The 14,084-nt window shown below is 30.5% G+C and carries 17 protein-coding genes and 1 tRNA gene; 11 read left to right on the top strand and 7 right to left on the bottom strand.

Features of this window, described 5'->3' with window-relative positions; genetic code table 11:
* Positions 1 to 250: 250 nt before the first annotated feature.
* Positions 251 to 385, bottom strand: coding sequence for a hypothetical protein (locus tag VUJ46_RS11515; protein ID WP_326980936.1), 135 nt, complete (start codon positions 383 to 385; stop codon positions 251 to 253).
* A 162-nt stretch (positions 386 to 547) separates the two neighbouring features.
* Here VUJ46_RS11515 and VUJ46_RS11510 point away from each other — a divergent pair, with 162 nt between their 5' ends.
* The 6 genes from VUJ46_RS11510 (at position 548) to VUJ46_RS11485 (ending at position 5,770) form a co-directional block, all read left to right on the top strand.
* Positions 548 to 865: a hypothetical protein gene (locus VUJ46_RS11510; RefSeq protein WP_326980935.1), complete on the top strand. Its 318-nt coding sequence runs from the start codon at positions 548 to 550 to the stop codon at positions 863 to 865.
* Positions 866 to 1,253: 388 nt separating this feature from the next.
* Entirely contained in the window at positions 1,254 to 1,967 is a 714-nt protein-coding gene (locus VUJ46_RS11505) for a GLPGLI family protein (protein ID WP_326980934.1), read from the top strand.
* A 91-nt stretch (positions 1,968 to 2,058) separates the two neighbouring features.
* A complete protein-coding gene (locus VUJ46_RS11500; protein WP_326980933.1) occupies positions 2,059 to 2,268 on the top strand; it encodes a hypothetical protein in 210 nt (69 codons plus the stop codon).
* 50 nt (positions 2,269 to 2,318) lie between these two features.
* A complete protein-coding gene (locus VUJ46_RS11495) occupies positions 2,319 to 2,855 on the top strand; it encodes a hypothetical protein (RefSeq protein ID WP_326980932.1) in 537 nt (178 codons plus the stop codon).
* An 834-nt stretch (positions 2,856 to 3,689) separates the two neighbouring features.
* On the top strand, positions 3,690 to 4,373 hold the full coding sequence (locus VUJ46_RS11490; RefSeq protein WP_326980931.1) for an ABC transporter ATP-binding protein: 684 nt from the start codon (positions 3,690 to 3,692) through the stop codon (positions 4,371 to 4,373).
* Between the two features lie 221 nt (positions 4,374 to 4,594).
* On the top strand, positions 4,595 to 5,770 hold the full coding sequence (locus VUJ46_RS11485) for a hypothetical protein (RefSeq protein ID WP_326980930.1): 1,176 nt from the start codon (positions 4,595 to 4,597) through the stop codon (positions 5,768 to 5,770).
* Between the two features lie 152 nt (positions 5,771 to 5,922).
* On the opposite strand, the gene VUJ46_RS11480 is transcribed toward VUJ46_RS11485, so the two are convergent.
* The 3 genes from VUJ46_RS11480 to VUJ46_RS11470 all read right to left on the bottom strand — a co-directional run bounded on the left by VUJ46_RS11480 (position 5,923) and on the right by VUJ46_RS11470 (position 7,884).
* Complete coding sequence (locus tag VUJ46_RS11480) at positions 5,923 to 6,813, bottom strand: IS3 family transposase (RefSeq protein WP_326985093.1); 891 nt, start codon at positions 6,811 to 6,813, stop codon at positions 5,923 to 5,925.
* 50 nt (positions 6,814 to 6,863) lie between these two features.
* Positions 6,864 to 7,130 (bottom strand): transposase, encoded by a 267-nt coding sequence (locus tag VUJ46_RS11475; RefSeq protein WP_066678585.1) that lies wholly within the window; start codon positions 7,128 to 7,130, stop codon positions 6,864 to 6,866.
* A gap of 683 nt (positions 7,131 to 7,813) precedes the next feature.
* A tRNA-Gln gene (locus tag VUJ46_RS11470) sits at positions 7,814 to 7,884 on the bottom strand.
* 99 nt (positions 7,885 to 7,983) lie between these two features.
* On the opposite strand from VUJ46_RS11470, the gene VUJ46_RS11465 reads away from it, so the two are divergent.
* From VUJ46_RS11465 to VUJ46_RS11450, 4 genes are all read left to right on the top strand, one after another.
* Positions 7,984 to 9,015, top strand: a complete 1,032-nt coding sequence (locus VUJ46_RS11465) for an AMP-binding protein (protein ID WP_326980929.1) — start codon at positions 7,984 to 7,986, stop codon at positions 9,013 to 9,015.
* A 102-nt stretch (positions 9,016 to 9,117) separates the two neighbouring features.
* Positions 9,118 to 9,510, top strand: a complete 393-nt coding sequence (gene arfB, locus VUJ46_RS11460; protein ID WP_326980928.1) for an alternative ribosome rescue aminoacyl-tRNA hydrolase ArfB — start codon at positions 9,118 to 9,120, stop codon at positions 9,508 to 9,510.
* 81 nt (positions 9,511 to 9,591) lie between these two features.
* On the top strand, positions 9,592 to 10,263 hold the full coding sequence (locus tag VUJ46_RS11455; RefSeq protein WP_326980927.1) for a hypothetical protein: 672 nt from the start codon (positions 9,592 to 9,594) through the stop codon (positions 10,261 to 10,263).
* A 28-nt stretch (positions 10,264 to 10,291) separates the two neighbouring features.
* Positions 10,292 to 11,266, top strand: a complete 975-nt coding sequence (locus VUJ46_RS11450) for a deoxyhypusine synthase family protein (protein WP_045500886.1) — start codon at positions 10,292 to 10,294, stop codon at positions 11,264 to 11,266.
* A 177-nt stretch (positions 11,267 to 11,443) separates the two neighbouring features.
* On the opposite strand, the gene VUJ46_RS11445 is transcribed toward VUJ46_RS11450, so the two are convergent.
* Entirely contained in the window at positions 11,444 to 11,590 is a 147-nt protein-coding gene (locus VUJ46_RS11445; RefSeq protein WP_326980926.1) for a hypothetical protein, read from the bottom strand.
* Between the two features lie 172 nt (positions 11,591 to 11,762).
* Positions 11,763 to 12,554, bottom strand: coding sequence for a glucose 1-dehydrogenase (locus VUJ46_RS11440; protein ID WP_326980925.1), 792 nt, complete (start codon positions 12,552 to 12,554; stop codon positions 11,763 to 11,765).
* A 453-nt stretch (positions 12,555 to 13,007) separates the two neighbouring features.
* Here VUJ46_RS11440 and VUJ46_RS11435 point away from each other — a divergent pair, with 453 nt between their 5' ends.
* Positions 13,008 to 13,304, top strand: a complete 297-nt coding sequence (locus VUJ46_RS11435) for an MGMT family protein (protein WP_326980924.1) — start codon at positions 13,008 to 13,010, stop codon at positions 13,302 to 13,304.
* Here the strand turns inward: VUJ46_RS11435 and VUJ46_RS11430 are convergent.
* Complete coding sequence (locus tag VUJ46_RS11430; RefSeq protein ID WP_326980923.1) at positions 13,275 to 14,069, bottom strand: hypothetical protein; 795 nt, start codon at positions 14,067 to 14,069, stop codon at positions 13,275 to 13,277. The two genes, VUJ46_RS11435 and VUJ46_RS11430, sit on opposite strands and share 30 nt — an antisense overlap.
* Positions 14,070 to 14,084: the final 15 nt, after the last annotated feature.

The raw sequence follows: 14,084 nt of genomic DNA, 5'->3' as shown, positions 1-14,084 counted from the left end.
GCCAAGAATGCATGACTATTTTATGTCCCGCAGATGATACAGATTTTCCTTTAGATCTTCACAGGTGCTGCTGTCTTTGTTGGTTTTTCGCAAAGACGCAAAGATATTTTTTTAATACTCTATGTTTTTAAGGCGCAAGGATTTTATCAAAGATAAAATTGAGGGCTGCATATTATGGCCACGAATGCACGAATATTTTATGTCCCACAGATGATATCGTTGATTTTCTTTGCTTATCTTTTCCTGTCTTTTATAGGTAGAACGGTTTGGTGAGACTTAAAACGGAAGTTGTCAAAAAACTTGGGTTGGCTTCGTATTCAATATGTAAAGTGTAAGGAAAAGAATCTGCATCATTTGCAAAATCTGCGAGAGCAAAAAATTTCATTTTACAGTATCTACACTTTTTTTGCCTAGTCCCCAACTTTTGTGCTTGATCCCTTGATACTGATTTTAAAATTGGGCATATCAATAAAAAAAGCCATCCTTAAAAAGGATGGCTTTCGTAGACTCACAGGTTATATCACCTATGAATTTTAATTAATAATGAATGATTTTTGTTAATTACAAATCATTGATATTCAATATAATATTGTTTGTATGTACGTTTAATACAGGAACAAATAAATCAAAAGTTGTCTGTACCAACGAATTATTTAACAATAGTAAAATATTTATCAATATTGATGATGATTTGTTTGATAATTCACAAAAAATAAAATTTCCAAAATATCCAGTGAAGTTTTATGATTACAAGATTGTAAATGATGAAAATTATTACCTATTGAAATTATGCCCAGACAGAGCAATATTATTAGATATTCACGGAACAGGCTATGTTTTTTATGATTACAAAAAAAATGAGTAAAAAATAATATTTATTAATTTTTAGCATTTGATTTATGTCTAAAATAAATTAATAGTGTGTCGTTTTATGTTTTAAATGTTATTTGGAAAATATAAGAATTGTATTTCTTGTTTTGATTAACATTTCTACTAGGGATTGAATTTTTTTCTTGATTTAATGAAATAATTTATTAGTTTTGTTATGCTTGTACAAAGGATTCCAAGAAATATTATAAAGTAAAATATATAAAAAAACAATAAATAATATTCATAAAATTACTCTGAAAATTATTACTATAATTTTAGTAAGTATTTCACCATTTGTATTTTCTCAAATCACTGCAAACCGTTTTTTTTATGAACTAGCATACAAACCTAATAAGGACTCATCTAAAATAAAAAAATAGCTAATGGTATTGGATATTACTTCTGAAAAATCCATATATCGTGATTATTCAATAATATCACAAGATTCAATTATAAAGGCAATAAAAGAGAAGGCAATAAAATCAGGACAAACGATTGATCCACAGAAAATGAATTTTAAAATGCCTGACTTTACTTACAAAATTGAAAAGAAGTTTCCTATAAAAAATATTGAATTTACTGATAGAATATTACAAGATAATTTTATCTATAAAGAAGAAATTAAATTTAACTGGGAAATTAAGCCAGAAAAGAAAAGAATAGGAGAATATAATACGCAAAAAGCTATTTGTAATTATGGAGGAAGACAATGGGAAGCATGGTTTTCTACTGATTTCCCATTTCAAGATGGACCGTACAAATTTTTTGGATTACCTGATTTAATTGTAAAAATAAATGATACTAATAACAACTATGCTTGGTTACTTGTAGGAAATAAAAAGATAGATAATTACAACGAAAAAACTAGAATTGAGGAGTCAACCAAAAATATTATCCCAATTTCAAAAGAAAAATATACGAAAATCTATCAGGATTATAAAAAAGATCCTTTTGGAAGTGTCAGACAAACATTAAAACCAGAACAACTTCAACGTAAGATGCCCAACGGTAAAACATTCGAGGAAAGTTTTAAAGAAGAAGAGGCAAAAGTGAAAAAAATGGTTAATAAAATTGATAATCCTATAGAATTAGAATAAAATATTTTTAAGAAAGTTTTTGTAAAAACCATAAGGGAGAGAATTGTGCGAAATAAAAAGAAATTATGTTTAATATTAAAAAATTTCAAAAATGAAATCTAAAATTGCTAAATCTTTAGTAGCATTTTTATGTGCAGGAGCATTTTGTACAACTGTTTTTGCTAATGCTACTAATACAAAAGTCTCTTTAAAGAAACTTTCTGTTGAAAGCTATAATGCTTCTCCTGAAAGCATTGATCAAAATGCAGGATGGTATGTTGCATTTGGACAAGACTGGGTTCTTGTTGTAGCTAATAACTAAAAAAAATGAGGCTGTTAACTTAACAGCCTTATTATTTGTATTTAATAAATATGAAAAATCTACTGAAAATTTTTTTAATATTTCATATTCTTAGTTTATTTATTATAAATTATAATGCATTAACTGTACTAATAGAAAAAAAAACTAAATTTAATGAAATATCAAAACAAGTTGTTCCTTATTTGAAACAAAATAAAGTATCAAAAAAAACTATTGAAAGAATAGGAATCTATGAAAACTTACTTGGTGCAGATAGAGGGTTCGAATTTTTTTCGCCTAATGTTTCTAACAGTGAAAATAAACTGATTTTTATAGGTAATAATAATGAGCAATTATATCTATTAAGTTCCATAGAAGGAAGTTTAAAGTATTATACATTTAATAATTATATAAATCCATTATTGCCAAACACAGAAAATAAGGGTTTTATCCTTAGAAATATTTGTGCCCATTTATTTCAAAAATATCAAAATGTAGATGAAATAAATGTATTTATCGTTTCAACAATGGTTTCAGAATTAAACAATAGAAAAGTTTCAGGAAAAAAAAATAAAATGTTAATAGCTAAAATTAAAAAAAATGAATAGTTATTTATTTGAATTTAGTTGCAAAAATATAAAACTATATTCATTGCTTATTTCCCTTTTTTGTTTGATTAATTTATTATTAATATTTCCTGATTATATTTATATATATGTAGATAATTCCTATATTCCTGCAAAATTTAATGGATTTTACATTCCGAAATATTATTTAAATTTTTCACATATTACAGAATTGTTTCAGGTGATTGGAATTAGTTCAAAAGTTACAATACTAGTATTGTTATCTTTTTATTTTTTTTCCTTACTCTCTATAGTTTTAGATTTTTATAAACTTATATTTTCTATAGTTGCACTACTATTGCATACAATGATGATTAATAGTAGTAATATCTTTTCTTATGGTGCAGATTTTTTTATAAATTTTGCTCTTTTTATAAATGTTTTTTTTTTCATATTCAGGAAAAAATAATATTATTTTAAAGTCTTTTATACAGCGATTAACACAAATACATTTATGTATAATCTACTTTTTTGCAGGGCTTGGAAAGCTGTTTGGTATTGATTGGATGAATGGTAATGCATTTTGGAAAATATCTCACCTTTATTTTGTTGAGTATATCAGTTTTAAGAATTTACCCTCAGTATTTTATCTATTTTCCAGTTTATTTGTCGTATTACTACAAATATCATATCCTTTTTTAATAAACATAAAATATACAAGAGTTTTTGTTTTTTACTGTATTATTTTATTACACCTTATGATAGCCATTACTATGCAATTTTACACATTTGGCACTGTAATGATTTTATTAAATTATATAGCGTGGGGTAACTATATAAATATTGATTTTAAACCATTGAAAAAATATAGATTTAATGACAAGTATTGAATTAGATAATATCTCATATAAAATAAAAGATAACAAAATATTAAATAGTATATCTTTTCAACTCTCATATGGGCTTCATATATTAATGGGCAGTAATGGGTCTGGAAAGACAACCCTTCTGAAACTGTTGAGTACATTAACTGCTTCTAGTTCGGGAATTTATCAATATAATCATGTGGATGTAAAAAAAAATCGCCAAATAAAAAAGGAGATAGGATTTATGCCCCAACAACCTAATCTATATTTAGATTTGACAGTTTATCAAAATATTATGTATTTTGGTCTTCTTAAGGGGATGAAAAATAAAGATATAGAGTCAAAAATAAATTTATTTTTAGAATCCTTTAGCATTCTTCAATTCAAAAATGCAAAAGTTCAAAATTTATCTGGAGGAATACAACAACGAGTATCAATAATTATTTCGATTATCAATAATCCAAAATTATTGATACTGGATGAGCCTACTAACAATTTAGATGAAATAGAACGGGAGAGATTATATCAATTGTTAAAAAGCTTAAGTGTTAATACTATAGTTATATTTTCAACCCATTTAATAGATGAAGCTATTAAGTATTGTGATAAAGTTATAATAATGAAAGACGGTAGTATTTCATTAAGTGAGAATATAGCCGATATGAAAAGTTTAAATTTAAAAAAATATTTTTAATGCTTTTGTCCTTTTTACAATTAACTATAATATATTTCAGACACTTAATTAATAAAAAAATATTTTTATTGTGTGTTGTATTATTAGTCTTATTAGGCTTTTTTCTAATCCCTAATGAAAATTCAGATTATGTTACTTTTTATTGCAATAATTCGTCAATTGTTAGTAATAAGTATTGGATTGGTAATCTTTCGGGCGTTTTTTCCAATCTAATTATTTATTTGTTACTTTTCTTAATTATAGCAGGAGATAAAGAAAAAGATATTGTTGCTGGTTATTATATTAATGAAGATTTATCTTCGTTACATCCTTTTCTTAAAAACTCATATAAAATTTCAGCACTATACCTAATTTCACTATTATTACTTTTGGTATTAAACTTATCATTAATCTTAGCAAATATCCAAAATATTAGTATTGTACTGTTTATTATACCTGTTTTATATTTTTGTATTCCATTTTTATTACTTATTTCTACGCTATGCTATTTTATAGAATATCTTTTAGAGAATAAATATCTCAAATATTTTATTTATTATTCCATTTTTATATTACTTATCATTTATGATGATAAGCTTTTATACATTACAGGTAATTCAGAACTTTTTCTTTTTTATAAGAATTTAAATGTTCCTGTGAAAAACTTTGCAATTGGTTTTATCTCTAAAGAAAAAGTATTAAATCTAATAACATTAAAAAAATTTATAGAACCACACTTTACACATTATAAATTATTACTAATAGTTTTCACTGTTCTTAGTGCTTATCTTCTGTCTTTCATTAGAATTAAAAGACTTTTTACTACCAATAATAGTGATGATTTAGCTTATTTGAATAGATCTTCAACCGATATTAAAAATGGTGATTTTTCAATTGAAAATATATCTAATGTTAATCAAACAGACTTATCTTTAATTAGTTATTTGAAAAAAGATTTCTTTTTATTCAGAGTTAATATTAGTAATAAATTGTTATCATTTTTTTTCCTTTTCTGGTTTCTTTCATTTTTCGTACAGCAGAATTTTCTCCTTTTTATATTGGTAATGTTGTTGTTATTAAGTACTAAAATAAATGATTTTTTCTTGGGTAAATCCTATTTTTATAACACGTTTATTTATGAGGAGCTATATAGTTTTCCATATATACTATATTTTTTATCAAAATTTATAATTGTTTTAAGTTTTTATTGTTTATTGCTTACGCCATATTTTCTCCGTATCGGAGAAATACCAATTGTTTTATTGATAATATTCAATTTCTCAATTATTTCTATTTTCCAATTAACAAGTATTCATTTATTAAAAAATACTACCGTAGCAAATATTGTATTAATTGTTATGTATGTGAGTTATATTTCAAAATCTCCATTAATTGATATACTTTATTATAAATTTTAAAACTGAGGTCGTTTAAACTTTAATTTGACAGTTTGGTTTTGTAATCTGCATCATCACCCACTAAAAAAGAGACTCTTGTCAAAGTCTCTTCTATTTTTTTTTAAATATTTCTATGATAAACCTATGTTATGTGCAGTGTAATCTTACCCAACTTAGGCACACTCAAAAGTAGAGTTTTTCTTTATTAATTTACTGTTGTCATTGTTAAAATTTTGTTGGAATGTGGGAAAATCCTTAGAGTTATTGTTATTGATTTTTCCATATTTCAATAAAAAGTCTCTGGGCGTGAGGTATTGTAGCGCACTGTGAGGCCGCTCATTGTTGTACATCCACATCCAGGTTTCTGAATAATTTCTCATTTGTTTTAAGTTTTCAAATAGATAAACATCTAAGAATTCTGTACGGAAAGTTCGGTTGAATCTTTCTATCAGAGAGTTTTGCGTTGGCTTTCCGGGCTGAATGTAATGGATGATAATTCCGTTTTTTTCGCACCAGTCTTTCAATTTTTCTGCAATAAACTCCGGACCGTTGTCAACTCTTATCTTTTCAGGTTTCCCACGCCAGTCGATCAGTTGTTCCAGTTGTGAAACTACTCTTGCTGACGGCAAACTGGTATCGATGGTAATATTCAAAATTTCTCTGTTAAAATCATCAATGATATTAAGGCTTCTCACGCTTTTACCATTCTCCAAAGTGTCGTGCATAAAATCCATACTCCACGTCACATTGGGATACATCGGACGAAGTAAGGGTTCATTATCCTTGCCGGAAGTCGTCTTTTTCGTTTGCTTCTCAAGTTCAGCTTCATCGATTTGTAAATCCTGTAAACCCGCTTGTGATTGACTACGTCGAATCTTCGATTTCCACCCAAAGCCTAAGTTTCTCAAACGGTGATGCATCGTCCAAAATCCCCAGGTCTGGTGCTGGTTTGCAAGCAAGAATAGTTCCTCCCGAATTTTGTCGTCTTCATTGTTTTTCTTCTTCTTGTAATAAAATACCGAACTGTTTATGATAAAAAGTCTACACGCATTCCGAGTGCTTATCCCGTGTTCTGATCCGGAATAAACAACCAGTTCCCGCTTCTCGGAAGGTGTTAAAGCTTTTTTGCGATCACATCTTTCATCACCACATTTTCCAGCGTAAGTTCCGCTACGATTTTTTTGTACTGCGAAAGTTCCTTTTCAAGTTCCTTCATTTTGGAGAGTTGCTGCACATCCAAACCTCCATATTTACTCTTCCATTTGTAAAATGTCGGCTGGCTGATGCCATGCTCCCGGCAGATCTCATTCACTGTTTTACCTTGATTTTGTTCAGATAGGATCTTAATAATCTGAACTTCTGAAAATTTACTGTTTTTCATAGTCTTCCAAATTTAAAAACTATATTTTTAAATGTTCCAGTTTTTCGGGAAGATTACAATTTCGATATATCGTGATAACTCGAATGTAAGAAAATGAATAATTGACATTTCTATTCGTATTTTAATAGTAATATTACCACAAATGAAAACTGAAATATTTCCGTTGAACAATTAAAAAGGCGTCTAAGTAAGATAATAAATGATAGAATTCTCCTAAAAATCGGACACAATGGATTTTATCTAAAGGAAAAATAAAAATCATTTCACCCAGTAGTGCCTAATAATAATGGATCAGTTTCAAAACCTGGGGAGAAATTGTTGAAGTGTCTTTTTTGCCACGAATGCACCTATATTTTTATTTCCCACAGATATACGGATTCTCACAGATGATGATGCTGATATTTTTTTGTTTAATCTTAGTGATCTCTGATAAGTAGAATGGCCTGGTAAGCCTGTCAACGATTAGTAGTTGTCAAAAACCTTGGAGAACATAGTGTTCAATATGTAAAGTGTAAGGAAAAGAATCTGCATCATTTGCAAAATCTGCGAGAGCAAAAAATTTCATTTTACAGTATCTACACTTTTTTTGCCTAGTCCCCAACTTTTGTACTTGATCCCTTAATACTGATTTTAAAATGGGGCATATCAATAAAAAAAGCCATCCTTAAAAAGGATGGCTTTCGTAGACTCACAGGGATTCGAACCCCAGATGACTGAACCAAAATCAGTAGTGTTACCGCTACACCATGAGTCTCTGTTTGTTTTAGTGGTGCAAATTTACAGCTTTTTTAATTATTTGCAAGAACTTTTTAAACTTTTTTTTAAATTTACTACACTTTTTATTACGACGATCATGCAGATAGACTTCAATAATCTCAATACGAGTAAATTATACTTTAAAACTGACTTTGAAAAAAAAATAGATCAATTTCTTGAGGAATGGTTCTCTACCTCCGAAACGGTCAAAGTACAGACTTCCGGTTCCACGGGAACACCTAAAGTTTTTGATATAGAAAAAAATAAAATGGTGAATTCTGCGATAATGACGTGTAATTTCTTAGGATTGAAAGAAGGAGATACTGCTTTGATCTGTCTTCCGATTGAATATATTTCCGGAAAAATGATGGTTGTACGTTCTGTCGTAAGAAAATTACGGTTAATTATTACAGAACCCTCTCTTCATCCTTTGGAAAATTTGGAAACAGAAGTAGATTTCTGCGCAATGACACCGCTTCAGGTGGAAAATTCATTGGATAAATTATATGTAATTAAAAATTTAATCATTGGTGGTGCGGCAGTTTCCGAAAGTTTAAAGTCAAAAATCGTTCAAGCGCTCAAACACTCAAAAGCTCAAACAAAAATATTTGAAACGTATGGAATGTCGGAAACGCTTTCTCATATTGGCTTAAAACAAATTGCACCTCAATCTGAAGATTATTTTACCGTTTTTGAAAATGTGGAAATTTCAACCGATGAAAGAGGTTGTCTGAAAATTTTTGCACCTAATGTGAATGCTGAGGTTTTGCAGACGAATGATTTGGTTGAAATCAATAATGAAAAAGAATTTAAATTTTTAGGAAGGATAGACAATGTGATTAATTCGGGGGGAGTCAAAATTTTCCCTGAACAGTTGGAGACTTTGGTAAAAAAAGAAATTCCGAATGAAGTTATTTTTTTAGGAATTGATGATGAAAGTTTGGGTCAGAAATTAATTGCTGTAATCGAAGGAAATAGTTCTGAATTAATAAATCAGAAATTATCAACAATCAATTATCAACAAAAATTTCATAAGCCGAAAGAGATTATTTTTGTGAAAGAAATTCCGAGAACTCCGAATGGAAAAGTGAATAGAATAGAATTAAATAAAATCATCGCAAAAAAATAAACGGTACGAAACCTTTGTAGGGGTGGCGAAAATTTCATAGAAATTTTTGACGGGGTGGTAAAAATCAGTAAAAACTTTATTATTTATAAACTCAAATTAAAAATGAAAGATTTCTCAAAAGAACTCAGCTTTAAAACTTCCCGCAGCAGTGGAGCAGGAGGTCAGAATGTAAACAAGGTGGAAACTTCGGTAACCGTTCTTTGGCATGTAGATGAATCTGAATTTTTTAATGAAGACCAAAAAGTTTTAATTCAGAATAAGCTGAGAAACAGAATCAATGCAGAAGGGTTTTTATTTTTAACAGTTTCTGAAAGCAGAACTCAATTAATGAATAAAAATAAAGCGATTGAAAAAATCCTTGATATAGTAGATCAATCTTTATTTATTCATAAAAAGAGAATTGCTACCAAACCTTCAAAAGGACAGAAACAAAAAAGACTCGACAATAAAAAGAAGCTTTCTGACAAAAAAGAAAACCGAAAATTTAAATATTAAATTTATAAAATTAGATATCTACTTTTTGTTCAATCACTATTAACATTGCATAAAACTGTATTTTTGGACAAAATTTAATTTATGATCAAAAAACTAATAACGCTGGGATTATTCTCTGTATCAATGTTTTCATTTGCTCAGGAAAATCAAGGTAAAACTCAATCAGAATCAAGATTTACTATTATTCCGTCAGTCGGATATGCCTGGAGAACGGCTAAAATAGCCGAAGGACTTTCAAAAGAAGAAAAAAATTATGTGAAAGGATTAAAAAGCGGAATGAATTTCGATATTTCGGCTTATTATCAGGTGAACAAAATACTGTCGGTCGGGTTAAAATATTCAAATTTTAGTGCCTCAAGTGACGGCTATATTTTGGGATATGTCAATGGGATGCCGTTTTCTGTTCCGGTAACGACGAAAGATCATATTCATTTTTACGGACCGGCTGTAATGATTTCCAATTTTAATGAAGCGACCAGACATAAAATGTTTGTGGACATGGGGTTGGGAGTAATTACATATACTACTAAAACGGCGACTGTGAAAGGCACCGGCTCCAATCTCGGTGCAGAACTGAATCTTGGGTATCAGTATCAGGTGACAAAGAATATTCATATTGGGCCAAAATTAGGGCTTACAGCCGGGACATTGAATAAAATGAAGATAGACGGAGTAGCTTACGAATTGGGAGAAGGTCAAAAAGAAGGTTTAGCGAGACTTTCTTTAAGTGCAGCCGCTGCATTCCGTTTTTAAGTTTTATCTTTGCAAAAATTAAAAAATAATGAGCAAACCGATAACTGAATTCATAGAAAAGTATTACCTGCACTTCAACGCAGCTGCATTGGTGGATGCTTCTAAAGGATATGTTGCACATCTTAAGGATGGCGGAAAAATGATGATTACTTTGGCGGGAGCAATGTCTACTGCAGAGTTGGGGAAAATTCTTGCTGAGATGATCCGTCAGGGAAAAGTAGATTTTATCTCTTGTACAGGTGCAAATCTTGAAGAAGACCTAATGAATCTTGTGGCGCATTCTCACTACGAAAGAGTGCCTCATTACAGAGATTTGACGGCTCAGGATGAGTGGGATCTTTTGGAAAGAGGATTAAACAGAGTTACAGATACTTGTATCCCTGAAGAAGAGGCTTTCAGAAGATTGCAGAAACACATCGTTGAGATCTGGAAAGATGCTGAAGCTAAAGGAGAAAGATATTTCCCTCACGAATTCATGTACAAAATGATCCTTTCAGGAGTTTTGGAGCAGTATTACGAAATTCCAAGAGAAAATTCTTGGATGATCGCTGCTGCAGAAGCTAATTTGCCAATCGTAGTTCCGGGATGGGAAGATTCAACAATGGGTAACATTTTCGCTTCTTACTGTATTAAAGGTGAATTGAAGGCTACTACAATGAAATCAGGGATCGAATATATGACGTATTTGGCTGATTGGTATACTAAAAACTCAGCAGGAAAAGGAGTTGGATTCTTCCAGATTGGTGGAGGTATCGCAGGAGATTTCCCGATCTGTGTGGTACCGATGTTGTATCAGGATATGGAAATGCATGACATTCCTTTCTGGTCTTATTTCTGTCAGATTTCAGATTCTACAACGTCTTACGGTTCTTATTCAGGAGCTGTTCCAAACGAGAAAATCACTTGGGGTAAATTAGATATTACTACACCGAAGTTTATCGTTGAAAGTGATGCAACCATCTGTGCACCATTAATGTTCTCTTATATTTTAGAGAACGCTTAATCATGTTTTTTGATTTGTCATCCTGAGCTTGTCAAAGGATCTATCATATAAAACGCTCCAAATTTTGGGGCGTTTTTTTGTTTTAATTAAACACAATAATCTGCTTCATCAGAAAAATCAGAGAGCGCAAAAAATTGTGCCATTCGTGAAAAACATTCGTGAGATTTGTGTTTAAAATCAATCCATAGAATTAATCAACACAAAATATCGATATGCCAAAATTCCCTTTTGAAATGTAGTCAGGCTATTCGGATCTTTATCACTCAATTTCGGTAATAATGCTTTATTGATTGTATTCAAAAAGCTAAAAAATGACTTTTTCATAATGTATATTTTAGTGATACTAAGTGAAAGTCCAAAAATTGTGCGAAATCGAGTCAGAAGTCAGAAATTGGTTTATTGATAAACTATTCCTATTTCTAAAAAAGAAAAATTGCCCATCCAAAGACAGGCAATTTTTAACACTAACAAAGATTAAAAAATTTATTTTTTTTTATTAAGGATTTCCGTACATATTAGATTCTCCACCATCGATGGCGATTACCTGTCCGGAAACATATCCGTTTTCATCACTTAAAAGATAAGCCACCAAATGACCAACATCCATCGGATCTCCTAATCTTCTCGTAGGATTTCTCGATGCATATTCTTTTTCAGCAGCTTTCGGATCTGCAGGATTTACCTGATTAAAAGCTTCCGCAACCATCGGCGTCAAAATCGCTCCAGGTGCAATGGCATTCGTTAAAATATTATCTTTTCCGTATTCCAAAGCTGCATTTTTCGTCATTCCGGCTACGGCATGTTTAGTTGCTACATAAGCTGTTTGATTCAAAACTCCTCTGATTCCTCCTACAGAAGCTACATTCACTATTCTTCCGCCTCCATTTTTCTGTAATTCGGGGATCACATATTTCATTCCGTAATACACACCCAACAAATTAATATCAATTACTTTTTTGAAAACATTAATATCATAATCAATCATCGGAGCCTGCTTTCCTTCGATTCCGGCATTGTTATATAATCCATCAACTTTCCCGAATTCTTTTACGGTTTCATCCACATAATTTTTCACATTTTCTTCAATAGATACATCAGCCGTTACCGTTAAAAATTTACTTTCAGTATATTTTGATTGTAGATCAGCCTTTGCTTTATCCAACGCGTCACCATTATAATCTACCAAAGTTAAATCGGCTCCTTTAGAAGCTAATACATCTGCTGCAGCCAAGCCAAGACCCATTGCTGCTCCCGTTACAATAATTACTTTCCCTTTTAAATTTGCCATAATTTTATTTGAATTTGATTTATCTAAAGTTACCGTTTAAAAATTTTTGTGGTATTGATGTATGATAAGAAAGTGGAAAACCTCGTTTAAATTATCTCATAATGAAATGAGACGTCAGGTCGAGTAATGCAATAAAAAGGAGTGTATCGAGACCTTTATTTTAAATTATTTGTGTTTAAGTTTTTTTACCTCAAAAGGTGCAAAAGATTTTTACACTTTAGTTATTTTGAGTCTAATGGTTAAATGCAAAAAGACCACATAAGTTTAAAAAAAATCGAAGATTTTTTCTTTTTGTAGACTTTTGAAATACTTTTAATAAATCTTATAAAGTCTTTTGTTTCTTTTGCGGTTAAATTTAAAGTTATTTCTACTCGAATCGAGGATATATCGAAACTTAATTTATATTCAACATTCTAAAAATTATCTCTATCTTTATTGTATTGAGATCGTATTATGGACGAAATTTTCAAAAAACAAGTCTGGGAAATTACTAAGTTGGTTCCCAAAGGTAAAGTCACAAGTTATGGAGCGATTGCCAAAGCGGTTGGTTATCCCAACCATTCCCGTCATGTTGGAAAAGCGATGGGAGGTTGCCCGGAAGATGTTCCTGCGCACCGTGTGATTTCCAGTTCGGGAACTTTGTCGGTACCCGAATTTCAGAAAAAACTGGAAGCAGAAGGAATTGTGGTGGAAAACTTTAGAATTAAAAATTTCAAAAAATTATTTTGGAATCCTCTTACTGAACTTTGAAAGTCTTACTTTCATTCTTTTTGAATTTGAATTTTCTTCAATTTTCATATCTTTTTTTTCGAAAAGCATTTTAATATAGCCAATTAAAGCCGGAACTAAAATGGTGACAAACAAACTACAGACTCCCAATGCCCAAATTGGGGTGTCATCTCTTTTTCCTTCAAAATATTCCCAGATAACCCATGACAGAACAAGGATAAAACCAAGCATGGCTGCGGGAAATAAAATATACATCACAAAACCGATCACGATTTTCCAGATAAAAGAGATATCGCGTCCAAAGGCATAGAGCGTAATTCCGAGTATAGCAAATGAAAAAATAGAAAAGAATAAAAGTACAATGGAAACAATGAGTTTTTGATCTCCGAAATTCATGTTTTTTATGTGCTTATCACCCTCTTTGTATGAAATTTTAATGGTTTTTCCCCGTTCAATAGGATGGCTTGTCCCGTAGCCGATTGATTTTTGAATGGTTTCGTTTTTATCATTTTTAAACTCCACAATAGCAATAGGTACCGGATCAGATTCTGAATCTCCGGTGGTATAATCATATTTTACGACTTTTGCATCATATTTTTTCTCGAACAGATAAGCATAGGCTGAGCGACCAACGATTCCGGCTAAGAAGAAAAATATCCCCGAAACAAAAAGTATGGCAAGTATAGGTAGAAAAAACTGACTTATCGAAATATTTTCTCTTGCTTTTTTCTTTTTGATGACAAGTAGAGCGACAATAATTGAAGTGAAAATTAAAGTATACCACATGGTTGATCGTTTTTA

Source organism: Chryseobacterium sp. MYb264 (assembly GCF_035974275.1).
Taxonomy (GTDB): Bacteria; Bacteroidota; Bacteroidia; order Flavobacteriales; family Weeksellaceae; genus Chryseobacterium.
This window is presented reverse-complemented; position numbering and strand designations above follow the sequence as displayed.

What these genes read in the sequence shown, in the direction of transcription:
- VUJ46_RS11515 (WP_326980936.1), bottom strand. Translation starts at nt 385, where the DNA reads ATGAAATTTTTTGCTCTCGCAGATTTTGCAAATGATGCAGATTCTTTT.
- VUJ46_RS11510 (WP_326980935.1), top strand. Translation starts at nt 548, where the DNA reads ATGATTTTTGTTAATTACAAATCATTGATATTCAATATAATATTGTTT.
- VUJ46_RS11505 (WP_326980934.1), top strand. Translation starts at nt 1,254, where the DNA reads ATGGTATTGGATATTACTTCTGAAAAATCCATATATCGTGATTATTCA.
- VUJ46_RS11500 (WP_326980933.1), top strand. Translation starts at nt 2,059, where the DNA reads ATGAAATCTAAAATTGCTAAATCTTTAGTAGCATTTTTATGTGCAGGA.
- VUJ46_RS11495 (WP_326980932.1), top strand. Translation starts at nt 2,319, where the DNA reads ATGAAAAATCTACTGAAAATTTTTTTAATATTTCATATTCTTAGTTTA.
- VUJ46_RS11490 (WP_326980931.1), top strand. Translation starts at nt 3,690, where the DNA reads ATGACAAGTATTGAATTAGATAATATCTCATATAAAATAAAAGATAAC.
- VUJ46_RS11475 (WP_066678585.1), bottom strand. Translation starts at nt 7,130, where the DNA reads ATGAAAAACAGTAAATTTTCAGAAGTTCAGATTATTAAGATCCTATCT.
- VUJ46_RS11465 (WP_326980929.1), top strand. Translation starts at nt 7,984, where the DNA reads ATGCAGATAGACTTCAATAATCTCAATACGAGTAAATTATACTTTAAA.
- arfB (WP_326980928.1), top strand. Translation starts at nt 9,118, where the DNA reads ATGAAAGATTTCTCAAAAGAACTCAGCTTTAAAACTTCCCGCAGCAGT.
- VUJ46_RS11455 (WP_326980927.1), top strand. Translation starts at nt 9,592, where the DNA reads ATGATCAAAAAACTAATAACGCTGGGATTATTCTCTGTATCAATGTTT.
- VUJ46_RS11450 (WP_045500886.1), top strand. Translation starts at nt 10,292, where the DNA reads ATGAGCAAACCGATAACTGAATTCATAGAAAAGTATTACCTGCACTTC.
- VUJ46_RS11445 (WP_326980926.1), bottom strand. Translation starts at nt 11,590, where the DNA reads ATGAAAAAGTCATTTTTTAGCTTTTTGAATACAATCAATAAAGCATTA.
- VUJ46_RS11440 (WP_326980925.1), bottom strand. Translation starts at nt 12,554, where the DNA reads ATGGCAAATTTAAAAGGGAAAGTAATTATTGTAACGGGAGCAGCAATG.
- VUJ46_RS11435 (WP_326980924.1), top strand. Translation starts at nt 13,008, where the DNA reads ATGGACGAAATTTTCAAAAAACAAGTCTGGGAAATTACTAAGTTGGTT.
- VUJ46_RS11430 (WP_326980923.1), bottom strand. Translation starts at nt 14,069, where the DNA reads ATGTGGTATACTTTAATTTTCACTTCAATTATTGTCGCTCTACTTGTC.